The organism is Mesorhizobium sp. M1B.F.Ca.ET.045.04.1.1 (assembly GCF_003952465.1).
GTDB lineage: Bacteria > Pseudomonadota > Alphaproteobacteria > Rhizobiales > Rhizobiaceae > Mesorhizobium > Mesorhizobium shonense.
Window position 1 is genome coordinate 7,439,159 of sequence record NZ_CP034448.1, and the last position, 23,366, is coordinate 7,462,524.

At 62.3% G+C, this 23,366-nt stretch carries 6 protein-coding genes; 3 read left to right on the plus strand and 3 right to left on the minus strand.

All coding sequences use genetic code 11. The annotated features are described in order from the left end of the window. Window positions 1–72: 72 nt before the first annotated feature. Both EJ071_RS36655 and EJ071_RS36660 read right to left on the minus strand, forming a co-directional pair. Window positions 73–1,101 carry a hypothetical protein gene (locus EJ071_RS36655; RefSeq protein ID WP_126102189.1) on the minus strand — a complete coding sequence of 343 codons (1,029 nt, stop codon included), beginning with the start codon at window positions 1,099–1,101 and terminating at the stop codon, window positions 73–75. Next, window positions 1,047–15,785 carry a VCBS domain-containing protein gene (locus tag EJ071_RS36660; protein WP_189521360.1) on the minus strand — a complete coding sequence of 4,913 codons (14,739 nt, stop codon included), beginning with the start codon at window positions 15,783–15,785 and terminating at the stop codon, window positions 1,047–1,049. The genes EJ071_RS36655 and EJ071_RS36660 overlap by 55 nt, the downstream gene beginning before the upstream one ends. Before the next feature lie 473 nt (window positions 15,786–16,258). On the opposite strand from EJ071_RS36660, the gene EJ071_RS36665 reads away from it, so the two are divergent. Next, the gene (locus tag EJ071_RS36665; protein ID WP_126102191.1) at window positions 16,259–17,371 is read left to right on the plus strand and encodes a helix-turn-helix transcriptional regulator; all 1,113 of its coding nucleotides are present in this window, start codon (window positions 16,259–16,261) and stop codon (window positions 17,369–17,371) included. A 408-nt stretch (window positions 17,372–17,779) separates the two neighbouring features. Here EJ071_RS36665 and EJ071_RS36670 read toward each other — a convergent pair whose 3' ends face one another. Next, on the minus strand, window positions 17,780–18,877 hold the full coding sequence (locus EJ071_RS36670; protein WP_126102192.1) for a helix-turn-helix transcriptional regulator: 1,098 nt from the start codon (window positions 18,875–18,877) through the stop codon (window positions 17,780–17,782). A 642-nt stretch (window positions 18,878–19,519) separates the two neighbouring features. On the opposite strand from EJ071_RS36670, the gene EJ071_RS36675 reads away from it, so the two are divergent. Beyond that, window positions 19,520–21,379, plus strand: coding sequence for an ABC transporter ATP-binding protein (locus tag EJ071_RS36675; RefSeq protein WP_126102193.1), 1,860 nt, complete (start codon window positions 19,520–19,522; stop codon window positions 21,377–21,379). Next, window positions 21,379–23,292, plus strand: coding sequence for an ABC transporter ATP-binding protein (locus tag EJ071_RS36680; protein WP_126102194.1), 1,914 nt, complete (start codon window positions 21,379–21,381; stop codon window positions 23,290–23,292). The genes EJ071_RS36675 and EJ071_RS36680 overlap by 1 nt, the downstream gene beginning before the upstream one ends. Window positions 23,293–23,366: the final 74 nt, after the last annotated feature.

Sequence of the window (23,366 nt, forward strand, 5' to 3'; positions counted from 1 at the left end):
AGTGCCGGCACCTTGGTAGGTCGCGCCTACGTCGATGCCGCCGCCCGACAGGCTCAGCGTGCCGCTCTCAACCTACCAGCCGGTGTTGTTGAAGCGCGTGGCGATGGTCGGGTGGTTGCCGACCCGACTTGACGAAGGTGCCGGCGTTGTTGACCGCGGCGGCCGAGCCGTCGTCGCCAGGCCCCAATTGTTGGCATAGATATACAGTCCACCATCGCTCTGGTCGTCGAAGATCGTGCCGCTGCGATTGCAGGGTTCCAGCGCCAAGATCGCTGGTGCCTGTGTTCGGATCGCCGCATTCAGATCGAGATAGATGTACCCTGTGGCGGTGCTGCTGCCGCCCAACTGCAGCACCCGCCCGCCGTCGAGACCGAAGGAGCCATTGAACGCGGCTCCGCCTTGCGCCAGCGTCGTGCCGGACCCGCCTTCGCTACCCCCCGAAAGGGTCGCGGCACCCGACACGGTTAGTGTTCCGCTTCCCTCCAGAAGGCCACCTGACTGCGTGAACGCATCGACGGACGCATTTGAACCGCTGATTTGCAGACTGCCAGCGCTGATGTTCAGGCTGCTCCCCAAGGCCGCAAGAGAGCCGGCAAGAATGGCGGACCCGCCGCTCACCGTCGTAGTACCGGATACGTTGTAGCTCCCATTGACCGTTGTGGCTCCGCCGCTGAAGGTGGCATTGGCGGTGATGATTGACGCAGCATCGAGCATCCGCGTGCCGCCGCTGAAGTTCACAGTGCCGGCACCTTGGTAGGTCGCGCCTACGTCGATGCCGCCGGCCGACAGGCTCAGCGTGCCGCTCTCAACCTCGACCGTGCCGGTGTTGTTGAAGCGCGTGGCGATGGTCGAGGTGGTTGCCAAGCCCGACTTGACGAAGGTGCCGGCGTTGTTGACCGCTGCGGCCGAGCCGTCGTCGCCAGGCCCCCAATTGTTGGCATAGATATACAGTCCACCATCGCTCTGGTCGTCGAAGGTAGCGCCGCTGCTGATTGTCAGCGCGCCGGAACCTGCGTCACTGACGCCCGTGTTCGGGTCCGACGCATTCAGATCGAGATAGATGTACCCTGCTGCGGTGCTGCTGCCGCCCAACTGCAGCACTCGCCCGCCGTCGAGACCGAAGGAGCCATTGAACGCGGCTCCGCCCTGCGCCAGCGTCGTGCCGGACCCGCCTTCGCTACCCCCGAGAGCGTCGCAAGGCCTGTCACCGTCAGCAGGCCGGAGCCGTTCAGCTCGCCGCCCGACTGGCTGAACGCAGCAGTCGTTGTCGCGGCACCGAAGGTCACAGTGCCGGAGATGACTGACAGGAATTGGGCGCTGACCGTGCCGTCGACCGTTGTGGTTCCGCCGCTGAACGTTGCATTCCCGGTGATGCTCGACGCGGCATCGAGCGTCCGTGTGCCGCCACTGAAGTTCACAGTGCCGGCACCTTGGTAGGTCGCGCCTACGTCGATGCCGCCGCCCGACAGGCTCAGCGTGCCGCTCTCAACGTCTACCAAGCCGGTGTTGTTGAAGCGCGTGGCGATGGTCGCGGTGGTTGCCGCACCCGACTTGACGAAGGTGCCGGCGTTGTTGACCGCGGCGGCCGAGCCGTCGTCGCCAGGCCCCCAATTGTTGGCATAGATATACAGTCCACCATCGCTCTGGTCGTCGAAGATCGTGCCGCTGCCGATTGCCAGGGTTCCAGCGCCAAGATCGCTGGTGCCTGTGTTCGAATTCGCCGCATTCAGATCGAGATAGATGTACCCTGTGGCGGTGCTGCTGCCGCCCAACTGCAGCACCCGCCCGCCGTCGAGACCGAAGGAGCCATTGAACGCGGCTCCGCCTTGCGCCAGCGTCGTGCCGGGCCCGCTCTCAGTGCCTCCCGAAAGGGTCGCAAGGCCCGTCACCGTCAGCAGGCCGGAGCCGTTCAGCTCGCCGCCCGACTGGCTGAACGCAGCAGTCGTTGTCGCGGCACCGAAGGTCACAGTGCCGGAGATGACTGACAGGGATTGGGCGCTCGTGTTGCCGTCTAACTGCGCTGTTCCTCCGCTCACGTCGAGCGAAGCAAGGTCGGCGGAGCCGGTGACGTGCAGCGAACCGGAAGAAATCAGGAGCTGCTCCGTGCTGACCAGGCTGGCGGCGAAGCCGTCCGCCCCGGAGATCGTGACAGCGATATCTTCGGGCCTGTCGATCAGCGCCGTGTCCGCGGCCGTCGGGACCGCGCCCGTACTCCAGTTCGCGCCGTCGAACCAGTTACCGTTCTGCGGGCTGATCCACTGGATCGAGAATCCGACTGTAGTTCCGCTCCCCTCTATGGTGATGGTGGCGGTTTGCGCGACTGCGGCCCCGTGCTCGTCGACCACGTCGTAGCTTAAGCTCAGCACCGCGCTCTGGCCCTCGGCGAGCGCATTGTAGGCACTCGGATCGATGTGCAGCGTGTGGCCATCGGCATCGAGGCTAAGCCCCGCTGGCAGCGGGGCGGTCAGATTGGCGATGGAAAGCACAGCCCCATGGTCGACGTCCGAAGCGTGATCGAGCAGGTCGATCGTGTAGGCAGGATCGACCTTCGAGGCGGTCGAGGTGACTGCGGCAGATACCGTCGGCGCGTCGTTGGTGCCGTGGATGGTGACGGTGACCACCTGGCTGGCGGTGCCGTCGGAGGAGACCGCGGTGAAGCTGTCGGTGATCGTTTGCCCGGCGCCGAGCTGCTGGATCGCCGCCTGCGTGTCGTCGGCGCTGTAGGTCCAGTTGCCGTCGGCGGCGAGCGTGAAGGTGCCCAAGCCATTGCTGCCGGCAACGCCGGCCTGCGCCGCGAAGCTCGACTGGCCCTGGTCGACATCGGCGATGGTCAGCGCGCCGGAGGTGTTCAGGCGGTTGCCCGCATCGACCGCCACGTCCTCGGTCACGTTGCTGGCGGCGACGCCGCCGATCACCGGCACGTCGTTGGTGCCGTGGATGGTGACGCTGATCTGCTGCTGGGTGCCATCGACAGTCGTCACCGTGAAGGTGTCGGTGAGCGTGTCGCCGGCATTGAGCGCCTGGACGGCGGCGTTGGCGTTGTCGAGCGTGTAGGTCCACAGGCCCGCCGCCGTCATTCCGAAGGTGCCGTAGCCATGGTCGGTGGCCGCACCGGCGGTGACCGCCGTGAAGGTGTTGGCAGGATTGTCGACGTCGGTGTCGGTCAAGGTGCCGCTCGCCATCGGCGTCCCGGCGTCGGCGTTGGCGACGCCGCCGGCTTCCACGACCGAGCCGGTCGAGGTACCGGAGATCACCGCCGCGTCGTTGGTGCCGGTGATGTCGATCGACACCGTCTGGGCGGCGATACCGCCATTGTGGTCGTCGACCCGCACCGTGAAGCTGTCGGCGAGATGTTCGCCGGCGGCAAGTGCATCGACCGCGCCGCTGTCACTCACAGTATAATGCCAGGTGCCGTCAGGATCGATGCTCGCCGTGCCATGGGCGGCGGCAACGCTCACCGACAAGGTATGGCTGTCGCTGCTGTCGACGTCGGTGAAGGTGACCTGACCGGTCGCACTCTTGGCCGAGGCCGGCTGGCCGTCGCCTTCCGAGACGCTACTCGACTGCGGGCCGGAGGTGATCACCGGCGCGTCGTTGACGCCGTGGATGGTGACTGCCACCGACTGCTCGGCAAAGCCGTTATGGTTGTCGCTCACCCGGACCGTGAAGCTGTCAGATAGGCTCTCGCCCTGGGCCAGTGCATCGACCGCGCCGATGTCATTCACCGTGTAGTGCCAGGTGCCGTCGGCATCGACCGTTGCCATGCCGTAGGCCGCTGCGGCGCTCACCGAGAAGGCATGCGTGTCGCCAACATCGACATCGCTGAAGATAACCTGGCCTGTCGCCGTCCTGGACGCGCCGTCGTCGCCTTCGGACACCGAGCCGCTCTGGGCGGCCGACGTGATCACCGGGGCATCGTTGACGCCGGTGACCGTCACCGAGACCGTGCCGGTGTTGGAGACCGCACCGTGACTGTCGGTCGCGGTGTAGGTGAACGCCACCTGGCGCGTCGCGCCTGCGGCTAGGTCCTGGAAGCCTGAGCCGGGGTTGAAGCTGAAGGTGCCGTCATTGTTGTTGCTGACGCTGCCTTCCGTCGGCTGCGAGGTGATCGTGTAGTGGAGCGTCGATGGATCGTCGTCGGCATCGGGGTCATCGCCGGCAAAGGCGCCCGTCACAGCCAGCCCGTCCTCGGTCGCCAAAAGCAGAACGTTCTGAACCACGGGCGCAGTGTTTGCTGCGGGAGTGATTGTGACCGGAATTTGCCCGCTGGCGCTGGCGCCGGCCGCATCAGTCACGGTGATTGAAATGACATCGTTGCCAGGGATTGCTTGGTAGGGGCCGTAGCCGAGTGTCTGAAGCGAGGCGTTCACTTCCGCCAGCGTACCCGTGACCACGACCTCGGGTGTGCCGGAGCCGACCACCTGGCCGTACTGACTGCCGAACGACTTGCCCAAGGCAGTCAGATAAGCCCCCAAACCTCCCGTAGTCGCGAGCGTCACCGTGAAGGTGTCGCCTGCATCCGGATCGGTGACGATAATGCCTGTGATTCCGATCCCGCTATCGGTTGTCGTGGACTGCGCACCAGGAATGGCAAGCGTCGGCGCGTCGTTGGTGCCGTGGATGGTGACGGTGACCACCTGGCTGGCGGTGCCGTCGGAGGAGACCGCGGTGAAGCTGTCGGTGATCGTTTGCCCGGCGCCGAGCTGCTGGATCGCCGCCTGCGTGTCGTCGGCGCTGTAGGTCCAGTTGCCGTCGGCGGCGAGCGTGAAGGTGCCCAAGCCATTGCTGCCGGCAACGCCGGCCTGCGCCGCGAAGCTCGACTGGCCCTGGTCGACATCGGCGATGGTCAGCGCGCCGGAGGTGTTCAGGCGGTTGCCCGCATCGACCGCCACGTCCTCGGTCACGTTGCTGGCGGCGACGCCGCCGATCACCGGCACGTCGTTGGTGCCGTGGATGGTGACGCTGATCTGCTGCTGGGTGCCATCGACAGTCGTCACCGTGAAGGTGTCGGTGAGCGTGTCGCCGGCATTGAGCGCCTGGACGGCGGCGTTGGCGTTGTCGAGCGTGTAGGTCCACAGGCCCGCCGCCGTCATTCCGAAGGTGCCGTAGCCATGGTCGGTGGCCGCACCGGCGGTGACCGCCGTGAAGGTGTTGGCAGGATTGTCGACGTCGGTGTCGGTCAAGGTGCCGCTCGCCATCGGCGTCCCGGCGTCGGCGTTGGCGACGCCGCCGGCTTCCACGACCGAGCCGGTCGAGGTACCGGAGATCACCGCCGCGTCGTTGGTGCCGGTGATGTCGATCGACACCGTCTGGGCGGCGATACCGCCATTGTGGTCGTCGACCCGCACCGTGAAGCTGTCGGCGAGATGTTCGCCGGCGGCAAGTGCATCGACCGCGCCGCTGTCACTCACAGTATAATGCCAGGTGCCGTCAGGATCGATGCTCGCCGTGCCATGGGCGGCGGCAACGCTCACCGACAAGGTATGGCTGTCGCTGCTGTCGACGTCGGTGAAGGTGACCTGACCGGTCGCACTCTTGGCCGAGGCCGGCTGGCCGTCGCCTTCCGAGACGCTACTCGACTGCGGGCCGGAGGTGATCACCGGCGCGTCGTTGACGCCGGTGACCGTCACCGAGACCGTGCCGGTGTTGGAGACCGCACCATGGCTGTCGGTCGCGGTGTAGGTGAACGCCACCTGGCGCATTGCGCCCTCGGCGAGGTCCTGGAAGCCTGAGACGGGACTGAAGCTGAAGGTGCCGTCGTTGTTGTTGACGACGCTGCCTTCGATGGGCTGCGAGGTGATTGTGTAGTGCAGCGTCGTCGGGTTGTCGTCTGCATCCGAGTCGTCGCCGGCGAAGGCGCCTGTCACCGTCAATCCATCCTCGGTTGCCGAAAGAAGCACGTTCTGAACCACGGGTGGGTGATTTACTGCAGGCGGCAGGACGCTATACGTCCCGCTGGCGTCGACGATGGTTTCGATGGAGGACGTGGCGAACAGGGCATCGCGCTGCTCGGCGGTGAAGTTGAAGCCGTTGGCGACGACGGTGTCGTTACCGCCGCCGCCATAGACCTGGTAGGCAGTGCCAATATTGGTGACGGTAAAGGTGGTGCCCGAGGCGTTTGAGCTCGTCACCGTCAGGCCGGAGACCTGCTCGCCGGAGAGATCGAGGCTGCTGTCGGCGGTATCGAGCCGGCCGCCATTATTAACACCATAGATATACTGAAAGCCGGACAGGCTGGCGGTATCGACCTCGAGGGTTGTGTTGCTATCCCAAAGATAGAGAGATTCGATGTTGCTGATGCTGGCGGTGGTCAGGTCGAAGCTGGTATTGGAAGCGCCATAGAAATAGAGGACATCATAGCCGCTTCCGCCGTCGAGCACGTTGGAAGTGTTCCAGTTTGTGCTGCTGGTGACATAAATGGCGTCATTGCCATCTCCGGCGTGCACGGTGGCCGCGCCGGTGGAAAGGTAAATGGCCTCTTGACCGGATCCGCTGCCATTGACGGTGATGTCCTGGCCGGGCTTGAGGTAAAGCGCGCTGGCAGAGTTCGAGTAGTTGACGAGATCGACCTCCTCGAAACCCGTGAACTGCGCCAGGCTGTTCAGGTCAAACGTGCCGGAGCCGTAAAGAACGAGGGTGTCATGACCTGAACCTCCCGTCAGGCTGTCCGTGCTGTTGAAGGTCGCGGCCGAGCCGTTGACCGTCGTGCCGGCCGGGTCGGCGACGACGGTATCGGCTCCGGTGGTTAGTTTGATCACATTGCCGTTGTCCGGAGGGGCGCTATACGTCCCGCTGGCGTCGACGATGGTTTCGATGGAGGACGTGGCGAACAGGGCATCGCGCTGCTCGGCGGTGAAGTTGAAGCCGTTGGCGACGACGGTGTCGTTACCGCCGCCGCCATAGACCTGGTAGGCAGTGCCAATATTGGTGACGGTAAAGGTGGTGCCCGAGGCGTTTGAGCTCGTCACCGTCAGGCCGGAGACCTGCTCGCCGGAGAGATCGAGGCTGCTGTCGGCGGTATCGAGCCGGCCGCCATTATTAACACCATAGATATACTGAAAGCCGGACAGGCTGGCGGTATCGACCTCGAGGGTTGTGTTGCTATCCCAAAGATAGAGAGATTCGATGTTGCTGATGCTGGCGGTGGTCAGGTCGAAGCTGGTATTGGAAGCGCCATAGAAATAGAGGACATCATAGCCGCTTCCGCCGTCGAGCACGTTGGAAGTGTTCCAGTTTGTGCTGCTGGTGACATAAATGGCGTCATTGCCATCTCCGGCGTGCACGGTGGCCGCGCCGGTGGAAAGGTAAATGGCCTCTTGACCGGATCCGCTGCCATTGACGGTGATGTCCTGGCCGGGCTTGAGGTAAAGCGCGCTGGCAGAGTTCGAGTAGTTGACGAGATCGACCTCCTCGAAACCCGTGAACTGCGCCAGGCTGTTCAGGTCAAACGTGCCGGAGCCGTAAAGAACGAGGGTGTCATGACCTGAACCTCCCGTCAGGCTGTCCGTGCTGTTGAAGGTCGCGGCCGAGCCGTTGACCGTCGTGCCGGCCGGGTCGGCGACGACGGTATCGGCTCCGGTGGTTAGTTTGATCACATTGCCGTTGTCCGGAGGGGCGCTATACGTCCCGCTGGCGTCGACGATGGTTTCGATGGAGGACGTGGCGAACAGGGCATCGCGCTGCTCGGCGGTGAAGTTGAAGCCGTTGGCGACGACGGTGTCGTTACCGCCGCCGCCATAGACCTGGTAGGCAGTGCCAATATTGGTGACGGTAAAGGTGGTGCCCGAGGCGTTTGAGCTCGTCACCGTCAGGCCGGAGACCTGCTCGCCGGAGAGATCGAGGCTGCTGTCGGCGGTATCGAGCCGGCCGCCATTATTAACACCATAGATATACTGAAAGCCGGACAGGCTGGCGGTATCGACCTCGAGGGTTGTGTTGCTATCCCAAAGATAGAGAGATTCGATGTTGCTGATGCTGGCGGTGGTCAGGTCGAAGCTGGTATTGGAAGCGCCATAGAAATAGAGGACATCATAGCCGCTTCCGCCGTCGAGCACGTTGGAAGTGTTCCAGTTTGTGCTGCTGGTGACATAAATGGCGTCATTGCCATCTCCGGCGTGCACGGTGGCCGCGCCGGTGGAAAGGTAAATGGCCTCTTGACCGGATCCGCTGCCATTGACGGTGATGTCCTGGCCGGGCTTGAGGTAAAGCGCGCTGGCAGAGTTCGAGTAGTTGACGAGATCGACCTCCTCGAAACCCGTGAACTGCGCCAGGCTGTTCAGGTCAAACGTGCCGGAGCCGTAAAGAACGAGGGTGTCATGACCTGAACCTCCCGTCAGGCTGTCCGTGCTGTTGAAGGTCGCGGCCGAGCCGTTGACCGTCGTGCCGGCCGGGTCGGCGACGACGGTATCGGCTCCGGTGGTTAGTTTGATCACATTGCCGTTGTCCGGAGGGGCGCTATACGTCCCGCTGGCGTCGACGATGGTTTCGATGGAGGACGTGGCGAACAGGGCATCGCGCTGCTCGGCGGTGAAGTTGAAGCCGTTGGCGACGACGGTGTCGTTACCGCCGCCGCCATAGACCTGGTAGGCAGTGCCAATATTGGTGACGGTAAAGGTGGTGCCCGAGGCGTTTGAGCTCGTCACCGTCAGGCCGGAGACCTGCTCGCCGGAGAGATCGAGGCTGCTGTCGGCGGTATCGAGCCGGCCGCCATTATTAACACCATAGATATACTGAAAGCCGGACAGGCTGGCGGTATCGACCTCGAGGGTTGTGTTGCTATCCCAAAGATAGAGAGATTCGATGTTGCTGATGCTGGCGGTGGTCAGGTCGAAGCTGGTATTGGAAGCGCCATAGAAATAGAGGACATCATAGCCGCTTCCGCCGTCGAGCACGTTGGAAGTGTTCCAGTTTGTGCTGCTGGTGACATAAATGGCGTCATTGCCATCTCCGGCGTGCACGGTGGCCGCGCCGGTGGAAAGGTAAATGGCCTCTTGACCGGATCCGCTGCCATTGACGGTGATGTCCTGGCCGGGCTTGAGGTAAAGCGCGCTGGCAGAGTTCGAGTAGTTGACGAGATCGACCTCCTCAAAACCCGTGAACTGCGCCAGGCTGTTCAGGTCGAACGTGCCGGAACCGTAAAGAACGAGCGAGTCGGTCTCGCTGCCGCCCGTGAGGCTGTCGCCCGCGTTGAATGTGACCGCATTGCCGGTCACCTGCGTGTCCTGGGTCTGCGGACCAACGGTGTCGTTTCCGGTGGTGAGGGCGATCTGGTTGCGCGGCAGCACCTCGACCGTGAAGGTTTGGTCGACATAGGCACCAGACTGGTCAGTCGCCCTGACCGTCACCGGATGGCTGCTGGCCTGCTGATAGTCGAACCCGGTGCTGCCGACCCGGAGCTGATTGCCAGAAATCGTGAACTGGGAACCATCGAGCCCCGGCAGGATGCTGTAGGTGAGGGTGTCACTCTGGTCACGATCGATGGCCGAGAGCGTGCCGACAATGGCCCCGGCCAGATTTGCGGGCACGGAATCATTTGAAAGCGTCAGATCGGCTGGCGCGTCGTTGGTGCCAAGGATGGTGACGGCCACCGTCTGCTCGGCATAGCCGTTATGGTTGTCGCTCACCCGGACCGTGAAGCTGTCAGATAGGCTCTCGCCCTGGGCCAGTGCATCGACCGCGCCGGTGTCATTCACCGTGTAGTGCCAGGTGCCGTCGGCATCGACCGTTGCCATGCCGTAGGCCGCTGCGGCGCTCACCGAGAAGGCATGCGTGTCGCCAACATCGACATCGCTGAAGATAACCTGGCCTGTCGCCGTCCTGGACGCGCCGTCGTCGCCTTCGGACACCGAGCCGCTCTGGGCGGCCGACGTGATCACCGGGGCATCGTTGACGCCGGTGACCGTCACCGAGACCGTGCCGGTGTTGGAGACCGCACCGTGACTGTCGGTCGCGGTGTAGGTGAACGCCACCTGGCGCGTCGCGCCTGCGGCTAGGTCCTGGAAGCCTGAGCCGGGGTTGAAGCTGAAGGTGCCGTCATTGTTGTTGCTGACGCTGCCTTCCGTCGGCTGCGAGGTGATCGTGTAGTGGAGCGTCGATGGATCGTCGTCGGCATCGGGGTCATCGCCGGCAAAGGCGCCCGTCACAGCCAGCCCGTCCTCGGTCGCCAAAAGCAGAACGTTCTTTACGATCGGCGCGTGGTTGACCGGCGTTGGCGCGATGGTGACCGCAAGCGTTTGGGTGATAGAGGTTGTGTCGCTGGCAAGTCCAGTAGACAGGAGCGCGGTGTCGGTGACGACGGCGGTCACGGAGAGCGTAAAGCTGCCGCTCCAGCCTGAGGGCGGCGTCATGACCAGCGGCGTTGTCGCAAGAGACGCGATGTCGGCGGGATCGCTGACAACCCAATCGCCTGTCGCTGGATCGAGTGCACCAACCGAGAACGTTGCGCCGGCAGGGAAGCCCGAGAGCCGTAGCACGAGTTTCTCGGAGCCGTCGGTGTCGGTGGGCGCGGCCGTGATCGTCGGCAGCGTCAGGGGCTGGTCCTGGGGGGCCTCGGCAGGCACCGTCAACAGCCGCGCATAAACCTCAGCGGCACTTACCGAAGGATCACCGTACCAGGTTTGAACCAGTCGACCATCCGAAAGTACTGCCAGCGGAATAGAGTGTCCGCCAAAACTGACCTGGTTGCCAGCGGTGGTCTCGTTGAGCTGAAACTCCTGCCCGACCGCAGTGCCTGATGCATCGTAGCGCTGGCCGTAGAGACCCCAACCAGACCCATCCTGGCCATAGGAGATCCAGGTCACGACGAACCCGCCATCCGCAAGCGCTGCTACGGAGGGAGACTGCTGGTCACCGGCGGTGTAGGTGTTGACGCGGAACTCGCCGCCGGAAGCTGTGCCGTCGGCGTCGTAGCGCTGGCCATAAACGCCCCAACCTGAGCCGTCCTGTCCATTGGACATCCAGGTCACGACAAAGCCGCCGCTCGCCAGCGCCGCTACCGTTGGAGCCACTTGGTCACCGGCCGTATAAGTGTTGACACGGAACTCGCCACCTAAAGGCGCGCCGTCGGCGCCGTATCGCTGGCCGTACACGCCTTCACCGGACCCGTCCTGCCCCACGGACCTCCATGTCACGACAAAGCCACCGTCCGCCAGCGCAGCCACTGAGGGTGCCCACTGGTCATTCGCTGTATAGGTGTTGACCCTGAACTCACTGCCTAGCGGACTGCCGTCTGCCCCGTAGCGCTGTCCGTAGATACCGAGACCTGAGCCGTCCTGGAGGTTGGACTGCCACGTCACGACGAAGCCGCCGTTCGTCAGAGAGGCCACTGAGGGGGCCCATTGCTCATAAAGCGTATAGGTGTTGACGCGGAACTCGCTACCCAACGGGGCGCCATCAGCGCCGTAGCGCTGGCCGTACACCCCCCACCCCGAGCCGTCCTGGAGGAACGAACTCCACGTCACGACGAAGCCGCCGCCCGCCAGTGCCGCCACCGAGGGGTAGGCCTGCCAGTCGGAAATATAGGTATTGATGTGGAACTCACCGCCGATTGGAGCCCCATCAGCGCCGTAGCGCTGGCCATAGACGCCGTAGAAAACGCCGTAGGGTCCGGCCTCCTGGCCATCGGACATCCACGTGACGACGAAGCCGCCGTCCGCAAGGGCCGCAACCGAGGGCAAGGACTGGTCGTTCGCCGTATAACTATTGACCCGAAACTCGCCACCTACGGGTTGCGGCGTGAGGTTCGTTGGCGATGCGCCGATGACCAGCGTCGGCGTATCGGCCACTGGTGCAACGTCGATAGGGGCCGTCGCCGTCGCCGTTCCGCCGTGGCCGTCGTCGATCGTATAGTCAAAGCTCGCGATGCCGGAGAAGTTTGCGGCAGGCGTGAAATCGATCGCGCTGCCGTTCAGGACGGCCGTGCCGTTCGTCGCATTGCTGACGCCGGTCACCGAGAGCACGTCGTTGGTGTCAGGATCGGTGTCGTTGGCAAGAAGCTGGGGCGCCAAAACGGTGAACGATGTGTCCTCGCTACCGGCGATCTGGTCATCGACGGCGAGCGGCGCATCGTTGGTGCCGGTGATCGTAATGGTAATCGGTTGCGTTGAAGTCGCTCCGTGATTGTCGGTTACCGTGACGTCATAGCGCACCGTGAGGGTTTCGCCGCTGGCGAGGAAATCAATGGCGCTATCGGTGATGTGATACGCCCAGTCGATCGCTCCGATGCCGGTTCCCGTGCTGTCGCTGTCGTTGAACGCAATGCTTCCGGTGGCCGCCAATGTGCTTTGCTGGCCTGCCGTCAGGTTCCCGCCCGACCAAATAAAGCTTGCTGCACCTGCAGCGACGGTGTGCGTGTCGCTAAGGTCCGCATCCGTAAAGATGATCGTTCCTGATGTTTGATCCTGGCTCGACGAGCCAACCGTCGATGGCCGCTCGACGATCGATCCGACCAGATCGGATCCCGATCCAGTCGTAAGCACGATGTTGTCCGCCACGTAGTACGGATAGTCCATCGGCGCAAATTGCAGGTCGACCAAGCCAGCGGAAAAACTCGGGTCGAAATGGAATGTCTGAAAGTCGACATGTGCAGAGTCGGTGACGAACGTCTGGGTAATCTGTCGGTCGTCGGCCAAAGTCCCGATGAAAGTTGCTGAATATGGCGCGGCGTATTGAGCATCGAGATCAATTGAACTGATTCCGAACGTCTTTCCGTCTGGTCGATAGATGTGTATCGCCTCCCCAGGCGAGGATGGCGACAAGGCTGTGCCGGACGCCCAAGCATAAAAGATCAGATAATTTGTTGGCGTGGGTTGTGTAGCGGCGAATGCGAAGCCGTTATGACTGTAGCTCGGCGTACGCAGGTATCCGCCCATCGGATCGAGGTCTTCGAAATCTATCCGGGACGTGGATTGGGATGATGGAACGATCACCGGCGCGTCGTTGGTGCCGTGGATGGTGACGGTGACCACCTGGCTGGCGGTGCCGTCGGAGGAGACCGCGGTGAAGCTGTCGGTGATCGTTTGCCCGGCGCCGAGCTGCTGGATCGCCGCCTGCGTGTCGTCGGCGCTGTAGGTCCAGTTGCCGTCGGCGGCGAGCGTGAAGGTGCCCAAGCCATTGCTGCCGGCAACGCCGGCCTGCGCCGCGAAGCTCGACTGGCCCTGGTCGACATCGGCGATGGTCAGCGCGCCGGAGGTGTTCAGGCGGTTGCCCGCATCGACCGCCACGTCCTCGGTCACGTTGCTGGCGGCGACGCCGCCGATCACCGGCACGTCGTTGGTGCCGTGGATGGTGACGCTGATCTGCTGCTGGGTGCCATCGACAGTCGTCACCGTGAAGGTGTCGGTGAGCGTGTCGCCGGCATTGAGCGCCTGGACGGCGGCGTTGGCGTTGTCGAGCGTGTAGGTCCACAGGCCCGCCGCCGTCATTCCGAAGGTGCCGTAGCCATGGTCGGTGGCCGCACCGGCGGTGACCGCCGTGAAGGTGTTGGCAGGATTGTCGACGTCGGTGTCGGTCAAGGTGCCGCTCGCCATCGGCGTCCCGGCGTCGGCGTTGGCGACGCCGCCGGCTTCCACGACCGAGCCGGTCGAGGTACCGGAGATCACCGCCGCGTCGTTGGTGCCGGTGATGTCGATCGACACCGTCTGGGCGGCGATACCGCCATTGTGGTCGTCGACCCGCACCGTGAAGCTGTCGGCGAGATGTTCGCCGGCGGCAAGTGCATCGACCGCGCCGCTGTCACTCACAGTATAATGCCAGGTGCCGTCAGGATCGATGCTCGCCGTGCCATGGGCGGCGGCAACGCTCACCGACAAGGTATGGCTGTCGCTGCTGTCGACGTCGGTGAAGGTGACCTGACCGGTCGCACTCTTGGCCGAGGCCGGCTGGCCGTCGCCTTCCGAGACGCTACTCGACTGCGGGCCGGAGGTGATCACCGGCGCGTCGTTGACGCCGTGGATGGTGACTGCCACCGACTGCTCGGCAAAGCCGTTATGGTTGTCGCTCACCCGGACCGTGAAGCTGTCAGATAGGCTCTCGCCCTGGGCCAGTGCATCGACCGCGCCGGTGTCATTCACCGTGTAGTGCCAGGTGCCGTCGGCATCGACCGTTGCCATGCCGTAGGCCGCTGCGGCGCTCACCGAGAAGGCATGCGTGTCGCCAACATCGACATCGCTGAAGATAACCTGGCCTGTCGCCGTCCTGGACGCGCCGTCGTCGCCTTCGGACACCGAGCCGCTCTGGGCGGCCGACGTGATCACCGGGGCATCGTTGACGCCGGTGACCGTCACCGAGACCGTGCCGGTGTTGGAGACCGCACCGTGACTGTCGGTCGCGGTGTAGGTGAACGCCACCTGGCGCGTCGCGCCTGCGGCTAGGTCCTGGAAGCCTGAGCCGGGGTTGAAGCTGAAGGTGCCGTCATTGTTGTTGCTGACGCTGCCTTCCGTCGGCTGCGAGGTGATCGTGTAGTGGAGCGTCGATGGATCGTCGTCGGCATCGGGGTCATCGCCGGCAAAGGCGCCCGTCACAGCCAGCCCGTCCTCGGTCGCCAAAAGCAGAACGTTCTGCACGACTGGTGGGTGGTTGATAGCGGGCGGCGCCACAATCACCGGGTCGGCCGTGACGATCTCGGAGTGACCCTGAAGATCGGTATAGGAGGCAACGACCCGGACCTCTTTGCCAGTGTCGCTGCTGTTAATCGTATATTGGCTCGAGGTGCTCGACTGGACCGTGGTCCAGCTCACGCCGTCGACCGAAACCTGCCATCGGTAGGTGATCTTGGTGACCTTTGGCAGCCCATCGGCATCGCTGAGCTGGGCTGTCAAAACCGCGCCCGCGAGGAACTGGCCGGTCGACGACGTCATCGTGACGGCACCGACCCGATCGACGTCGGTGATCGCATTCGTGGCGATGCTCGCGAGACTCTCCGAATTGCCGTGGCCGTCCACGTAGGTGACCAGCACCCGGAACTGCTTGCCGCTCGCATCGTAGGGTAGCGCGTAGATCTGACTGGTTGCGCCGGCAACATTCTGCCATTTTCCACCACTCAGCACCTGCCATTGATAGGTGGCGCCGCCAGTTGGCGCGCCGTCGGGATCGCTGATGACCGCCGTCAGGACTTGGCCTTCGGCCTGCACACCGTTGATCGCGACGGACCCAGGCTGATTGACAATCGTCACCAGCGCCGTCGGCGCGCTCGTGATCCCGGTCTCGACGTGTCCTTGGGTGTCCGTGTACGAAGCCAGTACTCGAACCTGCTTGCCCCCGTCGGCGTAGGCGAGCGTGTACTGGTTGGAACTGCTCGACTGGACTGTCACCCAAGTTCCGTTCGTCAGGACCTGCCACGAATAGACGATGCCGTTTGCCGGCACGCCATCCGCGTCGGTGACTGTGGCCGTCAGTGTCTGCCCGGTGGCTGTGGTGCCGCTGATCGCGACCGAACCGGTCTGGTTTACGTCATTGACTGAAAAGATTGCGCTGGTTGCACTGTCCGTAACCGCATTCTTGCCGCTGCCTTCCGGATAGCTCGCGACGACCTTGTACAGTGCAGTTGTCGATGATGTGGACGAGGAATAGGGTATGGCATAGCTGGTGGCGGTAGCGCCCGAGATTGCTTGCCACGTCGCCCCTCCATCGTAAGAGACGTACCATTGATAGCTCACCTTCTTCGGCGCGCCATCCGGATCGGTGATGCCCGTCACCGTTAGCGTCTGTCCCTCGGATATCTGGCCTGTTTGACCCGTCGTGTAAGTCGACCCAGCACCCTGGACCGAGAGTATCCCATTCCCAAGCATCGTCGTCCCCCTGATGGGCCACGCGGGTTCCAAACGCCGCGAAAGCACCAACCTTCCAATTGGCGCCGGGTACCAAGGCCGCATCTAACCCCAAGATACGCTGCGCAAAATCGGCCCGCAGCACCCAAATGGGTTATGCGGCACTCCTTTCAATGTTTCGCTTCAAAATGTGCGAGAAGTTACCGATTTGCGAGCCGACCGTCGACGGTACAGCCCATACACTGCCGCTGCAGCTATGCCATCAACGAGCGAGCAGACAAATGTTAGTGCATCGATTGACGTAGAAGGGCCTGTATCTACTAGCCCACTTCCACGCCTAAAAAGTTGAAAGCCTCCCTGTTCAATCGGTTGAAATTTCCGACCAAAAGGAGTGTTGTGGAGAACAATTCTTATTAAGAATAATCTCGTATTTTTTCCATCGTTGTGCTTAGATAAATTCGTTTCGCTGCTTTCGTTCAATGTTGGGGATGGGTGTGGGCGCGCAAATCGATTTTGCTGCGATCGGCGCGGCTTTTTCTGAGGCAGCCGTTGATCCGACGCGTTGGAATTCCGCGATGGACGTGGCTCAAAAAGCCACAGGAAGCGCTGGCGCATTGCTCTTTGACATAAAGGGGCATCTACCCACTATTCCGCGCAGCAATTCGATGGAGTCTTCGTTCGACGTTTACGTGCGCGATGAGTGGATCCACCGCGATGAGCGGTATCGTCTCGTGCCGTTCCTCGCGCGGAACGGGGTCAGCTCCGATCTCGATCTTCGGACGCCTGACGCTATCGTAAAGCATCCATACTACCAGGAATTCCTTGCGCCTTTGGGCCTTCGATGGTGCGCACTCGTCAAGATCGCTGCCGGAGACCAGTTCTGGTCACTGTCGCTGCAGCGGACGATTGAGCAAGGTCCGTTCCTGCCACAGGAGATTCAAGAGCTGGGTGAGCTCTCAAAGAACTTAGGCTCGGTGTCCGCCCTTGCTCGGGCACTGGGATTTGCGCGGGCTGAAGGCGCGCTGGAAGCGTTCAACTCCAGCGGAACCGCCGCTTTGATGCTCGACCGTCGCGGCGAGGTCTTGGGGGTTAATAATGCTGCAGAGCAGTTGATGGGAAGGGACATTCAGGTCAGGGGCAGGCGTATCGCCTCGAGAGACAGGAATGCGACGGACGAGTTGGACCGCACCCTTCGAGCATTGTTATGGCAGGCATCTCAGTCCGTGGTGATGCCTCCGGTCCGGTTGCCACGCACCAAGGGACGTCCGTTGTTTGCCTATGCGCTGCGTCTTTCGGGCGTGTCATGCAATGCGCTCGCCCCTTGTCAGGTGATCGTCCTCGTCGTGGATCCTGACTTGTCTCCTCGACCACCGGAACTGGCCTTCCGAGTGTGCTTCGGGCTTACTCCTGCGGAAGCAAGACTTGCGCGCGAGCTCTCGTCGGGCGAGGAGCTGGCAAGAGCAGCTGATCGATTGGGAGTGTGCTACGAGACCGCGCGCGCCCGGCTCAAGGCCATCTTCGCTAAGACAGGCACTCATCGGCAAGCTGAACTTGTCGCTCTGTTTTCCCGTCTTGCTCCGGTCAGTCGGCACACGTCCGTGAAATAGCCATCGGCAGTGCAGCATCGCACGTGCGGCGACAAGAAAGCTGCCGATTATCACCCATCGCAGCGGTTCAAAAAGGGGACAGCCTCTTGCGCCCAGACAGAGCAATGCCTGACCTCCCCACATTGCAGCCAAGGCGCTTTGCCAGAAAGGTTGCGTCCCGTGCAATGAACAACTCATACCGCAGTTTCGATCGCCAGCAGTTCCTCGCAAGTCTGTGCAACAGCCACCGCACGGTTGGCCGACGGATGCTTTTGCTCCGTCGGCCATCGACTCCTTGCCTCGATCGTTGGATCGACCGCGGTTGCTACCGCGTCGGTCACCTGTCTCAGGAAAGTCATCGCCCCGCCCGATTAAACTTTAGGGCGCATCAAGAAGGACGCATCACCCGGATGGGTGAAAGCCGGTTCTTTATCCGCGCGGAAGGGAAAACGTGGTCGTGCCGGCTAGCAACTGAACCAGTTCCGCCTGTCTCGACGTACCCGTCTTCGCCATTACACTCTTCAACTGGGAACGGACAGTTTCCGTCGAAACCGAGAGAGCGGCGGCGCCGCTTTCGACACTGTGTCCCTCAGCGATCGTCCTCGCGACTCGATCCTCCGCCGGGGTGAGGTCGAACAGGCCACAAAGCAGGCCGGGACGAGGTGCGGAGGGAGCAGCTAGAGGTGTTGCAACGAAAAGAGTCGTAGCACGGGAGAAGATGTCATGAGCCTGCCGCCGTATCGGAATAATGTGACCAACTAGGCTCGATTTGCCCTCAACCGCAGGAACAGCTATGGAGCGAACGGCAGCATTGTCGGCTTCGATCTCCGCCAGCGCCATATTGAGTATTTCGTTCGACCGTGGATGCGCCAATGTAAGTCGATCGCGGGCCCTCGCGTATATCTGTGGCTCCAATTGTTCCATCAGCGGATTCATCGCGAGAACCTGGCCGCTATTCCCGAGCACAGCGCCCGGCAAGCCGAGTGCCTGCATTACCGCGGCTGCGTTCTGCGCGCGCTCGACTTGCAGGCGCGATGCCATCACTCCCGCTCTTGCCAGATGAGGGCGGTAGCCGTCTAGAAGATGCAAGGAAGGACGATCGAAGCTGCCTGCCTCGGTGGCTCGCTCGAAGTCGAAGACCAGCAGATCACCATTGGGAACCGGAATGACCGAGCCACAAGCCCAAGCTAGACCGTTCGGCTTCAAAAGTTCCGCAAAGAGTGGATCTTCTTCTTTTTCCTCAGGCGTCAAAAAGTCCAGGTCGGCCATGAAGCCAGCATAACCTTTGGACAGTGCACGCTGGGGGCGGGTGTTTCGTTCAGCAAAACTCTCTGCGACACGTTGCATAACGTCAAACAATCGTTTTGAGGCTGTCCACCGACCCTTCTTCAGATTGTCGACGGCGAACAGGACGCCACCGACTGCTCCAACGCGGCTGGCCAACCTGTCCAATACGGCCGGCCACAGCTCGGGCAGAACGGCCGCCTCAAAGATCGCATCCAAAACACTGCCGTCAAGCTCGCTCATCTGTGCAGAGATCCAGAAAAATACTCGCAGTGATGAACACTAATATTAAAAGGAATTCAATGCCTTTCAGCATGCCGACTCCCGTGGTCTCCGGCGACGGGATATGCCCGGCTCCGATATACGATTTCGCTGTTCAGCTCTGTTTGACGGAGGACCGGCCCGAAGCCTCTTGTCCTGGCGTTTATACTAATGACGAGCTCGGTCCCTGAGATAGTCCGACAACCTCTCCCAAATAGGTCCGACATCTCCCACATGATCACATGTCCCCACATGCGCGGCACCAGGCCGAGCCCGCCGGCGCCGATCATCACCGCTCGCCGAGCATAGCCGATCGCCATCGCCGTCAGTCAGGACGTAGAGCGTCCCGTATAGGCCGGTTCGCCGACCGCATCGTCTTAGCTCCTGTGTCGCGCCTCGTTCCAGACTGCCGCCGCCTTAGAAAGGGTCCGGCCCAAAGCCAAGCTGGCTGCGAGCGATCAGGAAATCGTTGGGCCAGAGTGAAAATTCGAACACGCGCGCCGATCAAAGCACTTGAAACCATTGCAACCATGGCGCTAATTGCACCCTCAGCGAGGGTCTACCGTGGGTCGTCCGACTTGCGCCTGGCTGAAGGCCCAAAAAAATTCTGGCTGGAACATACCCTTGAGCAGCGATGCTATAGGCGGCGCGACGAAGCTTGAGAATTCGTTTGCACACGTAACGGCAGCCGGTTGGGGCCGCGGGCTCAACATTCTGGTCCGCGTCACCCGCATGAATTTGCGACATCCGTGGCAGGTTTCTGTGGCCATAGGATCGACCATTATTGCGGCAACGCTGCAGCTGTTCATCCCTCGACTGCTCGGCAACGCAGTCGATCAGTCACAAGCCACCCTCGGCGGCGGTGCCGCCGGCGCGGCCGCAGGCGAAGCGCTCTGGATGTCTGCCCTGCTCCTGCTTGCCGTGAGCGTGTTGCGCGGCCTCTTCACCATGACGCAGAACTATTTCGCCGAGGCCGTCGGCCATCATGTCGCATATGAGTTGCGCCTCGCATGCTACGAAAAAATTCAGCGCCTCAGCTTCTCCTTTCACGACCAGATGCATTCGGGCGACTTGATCACCATCGGCATGCTCGATCTCGAGGGCGTGCGGATGTACTTCTCGACGGCCCTGGTGCGTGCCGTGCTGCTCACGATGCTGATCGGCATCGGCGCCTATATGCTGATCTCGACCGACGTCGTACTCGGCCTCTTGGCGCTGAGCTTTGTGCCCTTCGTCGGCTGGCGCTCCTCCGTCACCCAACTTCGGTTGCGCGCCACCTGGCTGGAACTGCAGGAGCGGTTGTCAGTGCTCTCCCGCGTGATGGAGGAAAATCTCGGCGGCATCCGCGTCGTGCGTGCATTTGCCAGCCAGGCTTATGAAATGCTGAAGTTCGACCGCGCCTCCAGGAATGCGCTGGAGCTCGCCCACAGCCGCGTGGGCATTCGCGTGCGCAACACATCGGTCATGACCTTCTCCTTCTTTGTCTCTATGGGGCTTGTGCTGCTCGTGGGCGGAGCCAAGGTCATCGCCGATGAGATGAGTGTCGGCCAGCTGACTACCTTTTTGACGTTCATGACCATCCTGCAGATGCCGGTCCGCCAGATCGGCCTGATGGTCAATGCGTTCGCGCGCGCCTCCACCTGTGGCTCGCGTCTCTTCGGTTTGCTTGATCTCGACATCGCCATCAAGGACGCGCCCGATGCCCGGCCCCTGACGGTCACGGATGGCACGCTACGTTTTGAGAACGTCTCTTTCGCCTACCCGGCCGCCGGCAGCCGGCCGATTTTGAAGAATGTAAGCTTCGAGGCGCGCAAGGGCGAGACCATCGGCATTGTCGGGCCGCCCGGCTCGGGCAAGTCGACCATCGCACATCTCATACCGCGCTTCTACGACGTCGCATGCGGCCGGATCACCCTCGACGGCCAGGACATCCGCAAGGCGACGCTTACCTCCCTGCGCAGCCACGTGGCTGTGGTGCAGCAGGATGCTTTCCTATTCACCACGACGATCGAGAACAACATCGCCTATGGCGACCCCTGGGCCAAGGAACAGCGGATCGAGCGGGCAAGCGAGTCGGCACAACTCCACAATTATGTGCTCGGCCTGCCTACCGGGTACAAAACTGTGGTCGGCGAGCGTGGCGTTTCGCTTTCCGGCGGACAGCGCCAGCGGCTTACCATCGCGCGCACCATGATGCTAAAGCCCTCGGTGATTGTCTTCGATGATTCCACCGCAGCGATCGACGCCGCCACTGAGCAGCGTATCCGCTCGGCCATGCGGCGCTTCGCCAAGGACCGCGTGACGATCGTCATCGCCCATCGGCTGAGCTCTTTGATGCACGCGGATCAGATCCTTTTCGTCGAGAACGGCGAGATCCTCGAACGGGGCTCGCATGACGAGCTTCTCGCCAGGGGTGGCCGTTACAAGGCGCTTTATGATCTTCAGGTTCGGCCGGGCGACGAGATGTTGAAGGACGCCGGTTGATGGTCCAGGGGCACACAGGCGAGATCGAGGCCGAGCGCAACGACGTGCGCGACGATGGGCGCCGTCCGCCCCGTGCCGTCGTCGGCTCCGCCCGGATCGAAGAGGAGATGTTCGGCCGCGCTTTCGACAAGAACATCCTCAAGCGGATCTGGGCGTTCGTTCGGCCTTACCGTCAGAAGGTGGTGGTCTCGGTCGCCGCGGTACTGATCTTCACGGGCACCCAGTTGGCGATCCCACTAATTATTCGCTATGCGATCGACCATGGCATGCACCCCGGCGGCGTGGACAGTTCCGCGTTAGCGTGGGCGGCCGCGGCGTTTGCGGCGGCGATCCTCATCAACTACGCGGCGAGCTATACTCAGGAGACGGTGGTCGGCTGGTTAGCCGAGGACGTGCTCTCCGACATACGCCGCGCCATGTTCGGCCACCTGCAGAAGGTTTCGCTCTCCTTCATGGACAAGACCGAAGTGGGCCGGCTGATGTCGCGCCTCCAGGGCGACGTCAATTCCATGCAGGAATTCCTCGAGACCTGCGTGCTTTCAATCGGCGATATTGCGCTGCTCTTCGGTATCGTCCTCGTTATGGTCTGGCTCGATCTCCGCTTGGGTCTCCTGACGCTCGCGGTACTCCCGGTGCTGTTGATCGTCCGGATCTTCTGGCTGCCGCGCGCCCGTGACGCCTTCATGGCTGCGCACGAAACGAATTCGGTGGCGAATGGCGCGCTGGCAGAAGCCATTCACGGGGTGCGGGCGGTGCAGTCCATGGACCGCCAATGGGTCAACTTCACGCTTTACGACGACAAGGCGCAAGCGAACCTGAAGACGCATCTAACGGCTGCCAAATATGCTCAGGTGATGGTGCCGATCGTCGACAGCCTGACGGGTGTCGCCATGGCCGTCGTCATCGTCGTCGGGGGCTCAATGGTGATGAGCGAGCGGCTCGACGTTGGCGTGATGGTCGCCTTCCTGTTCTACATCCAGCGCTTCTTCGACCCGATCCGCTCGCTCACCTTGCAGTATTCCGTCATGCAACGCGCCATGGCTTCGGGAAAGCGGCTCACTGACGTGCTCGATGTCCGGATCGACGTCAAGGACAAGCCGAATGCCATCGCTCTCTCGCCCGGCACAGATGGCTCGGTGGAGTTCAGGAACGTCACCTTCGGCTACAACCCGAAACATCCGGTACTGAAGAACGTCTCCTTCCGGGTCAATCCCGGCGAGACGGTGGCGCTGGTAGGCCCGACGGGCTCGGGAAAGTCGTCCGCCATGGCGCTCGTCCACCGCTTCTATGACGTGCAGGAAGGCCAGGTGCTGGTCGGCGGGCGCGACGTGCGGGACTTGACCCAGGAATCGCTCGGCCGCCAAGTGGCCATGGTGCTGCAGGAGCCTTTTCTCTTTACCGGGACGGTGTTCGAGAACATCCGCTATCGCAAGACCGAAGCCTCACGCGAAGAAGTTACCGAAGCCGCCAAGGCTGTCGGGGCTCATGACTTCATCATGAGGCTGTGTGGCGGTTATGAAGCCCAACTCGGCGAGCGCGGCGGCAACCTTTCCCTCGGACAGCGGCAGCTGATCAGCTTTGCCCGTGCCCTTGTAGCCGATGCCAAGATCCTCGTCCTCGATGAGGCGACCGCCAACATCGATAGCTACACCGAGATGCTGATCCAGAAGGCGCTGATCAGGCTGCTCGAAGGGCGCACAGGCCTTGTCATCGCCCATCGGCTGGCCACGATCCGCGGAGCAGACCGCATCATCGTGCTCCAGTCGGGGCAGATAGTCGAAACTGGAAACCACAGCCAGCTGATGGAAGCGGGTGGGCTTTACTCCAAGCTCTACAACCTGAACTATGCCTCTTTCGACGATATTCTCGACGAGAAACTCGCAGCTTCGGCGCAGAACGATTCGCAAACCTGAAACCTGGCCCGGACGCTCAATCAACAACCGATTCACCCAGGATCTCTAAGAGCCGGAAGGCGCACGTACCGAGA

Coding starts and splice junctions, on each gene's coding strand:
- EJ071_RS36660 (WP_189521360.1), bottom strand. CDS start 15,785: ATGCTTGGGAATGGGATACTCTCGGTCCAGGGTGCTGGGTCGACTTAC.
- EJ071_RS36670 (WP_126102192.1), bottom strand. CDS start 18,877: ATGAGCGAGCTTGACGGCAGTGTTTTGGATGCGATCTTTGAGGCGGCC.
- EJ071_RS36680 (WP_126102194.1), top strand. CDS start 21,379: ATGGTCCAGGGGCACACAGGCGAGATCGAGGCCGAGCGCAACGACGTG.